Raw genomic sequence first — 1,289 nt, 5'->3', positions numbered from 1 at the left:
CTATGCACTGGCTGGCGAGCTTGGGCAGGCCGGGTTGGGCTGGTGCCTCGCCCAGCATCGCTTCACCCGCTATCGCCGCGCCGAACCGCAGGGCCCGCGCGTGCTCACCACCACCAGCCTGGCCGCCATTCCGGCCGCCGTCGCCGAGGCCGAGGCCATGGCCCTGGTGCGCGACCTTGTCGACACGCCGGCCAGTGACATGGGGCCAGGGGCGCTGGCGCAGGCCGTGGTGGACGTGGCCCGCCCGTTCGGCGCCCAGGTGACGGTGGTGAAGGGCGAGGCGCTCATTGACCAGAATTATCCCGCCATCCACGCGGTCGGCCGTGCCGCTGCCGAGCCGCCGCGCCTGATCAGCTTGGAATGGGGCGATGCCAGCCTCCCGCGCGTCGCCATCATCGGCAAGGGCATCACCTTCGATTCGGGCGGGCTGAACATCAAGCCGACGAGCGGCATGGCGCTGATGAAGAAGGACATGGGCGGCGCCGCCCACGCACTGGCGCTGGCCGGGCTGGTGATGCGGGCCGGGCTCAGGGTGCGCCTGCACCTCGTCATCCCGGCGGCGGAGAATGCCATTTCCGGCAACGCGCTGCGGCCCGGTGACGTGATCGCGACCCGCGCCGGCAAGACGGTGGAGATCACCAACACCGATGCCGAAGGCCGGCTGGTGCTGGCGGATGCGCTGGGGCTGGCCGTGGAAAAGGCACCGGCGCTGATCCTCGATTTTGCAACCCTCACCGGCGCGGCCCGCGTGGCGCTGGGGCCGCAGTTGCCGGCGCTGTTCGCCAATGACGATGCGTTGGCCGCCGAACTGCTGGCCGCCAGCGCCCAGGCGCACGATCCGCTGTGGCGGCTGCCGCTGTGGTCGCCCTATCAGGATCTCCTGAAATCCGGCATCGCCGACATGGTGAACAGCGCCGATGGCGGCTTTGCCGGCGCCATCACCGCGGCGCTGTTTCTCGAGCGCTTCGTGCCCGGCCAGATCCCGTGGGCGCATTTCGACACCTTTGCGTGGAACAATGTCGCCCGCCCCGGCCGGCCAAAGGGCGGCGAGGCGCTGGGGCTCAGAGCGGCCTGGGCGCTGCTCAGGAGCCGCTATTCATGAGCTGGGTGCTGAGGGGGCCGGCGCAGCGGTTCGAGCCGCGCGAATGGTTTGCCGGGCCGGACGTGGTGGAACTGGCGCTGGCCGGCGACATCGGCGCGGTGCGTTATGTCGAGCCACGCGCGCTGGCCTGCACGGCCACGCGCGCGATGCTGCGCCGCGAACCGTCGCCCACGGCCGAGGCGGTGAG

The 1,289-nt window shown here is 71.3% G+C and carries 2 protein-coding genes; both read left to right on the top strand.

The genetic code is table 11. The features are described from left to right. Positions 1–1,102 (top strand): leucyl aminopeptidase family protein (locus tag GJV64_RS14595; RefSeq protein ID WP_164158210.1); only part of this gene is annotated, 1,102 nt, incomplete at its 5' end. Further along, positions 1,099–1,289: hypothetical protein (locus GJV64_RS14590; RefSeq protein WP_408015008.1), on the top strand; the 191-nt coding region annotated here is incomplete at its 3' end. The genes GJV64_RS14595 and GJV64_RS14590, both read left to right, overlap by 4 nt.

Origin of the sequence: Sandarakinorhabdus rubra (assembly GCF_010994245.1) — a bacterium.
GTDB lineage: Bacteria > Pseudomonadota > Alphaproteobacteria > Sphingomonadales > Sphingomonadaceae > Sandarakinorhabdus > Sandarakinorhabdus rubra.
Note: the sequence above shows the minus strand (reverse complement) of the source record. Positions and strands in the feature narration are given on the sequence as shown.